Origin of the sequence: Microbulbifer pacificus (assembly GCF_002959965.1) — a bacterium.
Taxonomy (GTDB): domain Bacteria; phylum Pseudomonadota; class Gammaproteobacteria; order Pseudomonadales; family Cellvibrionaceae; genus Microbulbifer; species Microbulbifer pacificus_A.
In genome coordinates this window covers 1-1,029 of the sequence record NZ_PREV01000033.1, presented here as the reverse complement: position 1 = coordinate 1,029, position 1,029 = coordinate 1, and the positions used below count along the sequence as shown (strand labels likewise).

The window sequence follows — 1,029 nt, the reverse complement described above, 5'->3', positions numbered from 1 at the left end:
GGAGTATTTATGAGAGGCTTCCTTTTTAAAACCATGCGAATAGAACATGTTGTAGGAAGAGGAGTGGGTATCGGCAGTGCATCCCATGCAATAGGTTCTGCGCATTCATTAGAAATAGATGAGTTGGAAGGCACATTAGGTACAGTGGCCATGGTGGTTAGCGCGGTAATTGTATCGATGCTTGCTCCGTTATTGGTGTCTTTGATTTTTTAAATGATTAAGTTTGAAAGAAATTAGTAATGGGAACAACATACATTAGAAGATGAATTAGTTAACTAGAAGGAGTTGTTATAAATGAATGTACTAGTAATTGGAGCAAATGGACAAATTGGAACGCATCTTGTAAATCAATTACAAGCCAATAAAGATCATGATGTTACTGCGATGGTACGTAAAGAAGAACAACTAGAAGAGTTTAAGCAACGTGGAATTAATGCAGTCCTAGCAAATTTAGAGGATAGTGTAGAAGATCTTGCCAAAGCAATGAAAGGAGCCGATGCAGTTGTATTTACGGCTGGTTCAGGTGGTAACACAGGCGCGGATAAAACACTGCTCATCGATTTAGATGGTGCTGTCAAATCCATCGAAGCTGCTGAAAAAACTGGTGTAAAACGTTTTGTTATGATTAGTGCTTTCCAAGCTCATAATCGTGATAGTTGGGCAGACAATCCAATTAAGCATTATATGGTAGCGAAGCATTTTGCCGATGAAAAATTAACAGAAAGCAGCCTTGATTATACAATCATTCGACCAGGTGGATTGTTAAATGATCCTGCTATTGGCAAGATTCAAGCTAGTGAAAATCTAGAAAGAGGCTCTATCCCTCGTGAAGATGTAGCATCGACCGTTGTAGAAGTGCTAGATGCCCAAAACACGTACCATAAAGGTTTTGATTTAATATCTGGCGAAACTTCCATTAAAGATGCAGTAGAAAAAATATAATATTGAATATTATGATAAAACAATGAGGTTGGGACATAACACAGAGTTTTAGTCAAAAGACGGATGATAACTAGAAATAAGTGTAGG

At 37.8% G+C, this 1,029-nt stretch carries 2 protein-coding genes; both read left to right on the top strand.

Going from position 1 to position 1,029, the window contains the following annotated elements:
• On the top strand, window positions 1-213 hold a 213-nt coding region (locus C3938_RS17580; RefSeq protein ID WP_199775670.1), incomplete at its 5' end, for an LrgB family protein.
• A gap of 81 nt (window positions 214-294) precedes the next feature.
• The gene (locus C3938_RS17575) at window positions 295-942 is read left to right on the top strand and encodes an SDR family oxidoreductase (RefSeq protein ID WP_017798353.1); all 648 of its coding nucleotides are present in this window, start codon (window positions 295-297) and stop codon (window positions 940-942) included.
• Window positions 943-1,029: the final 87 nt, after the last annotated feature.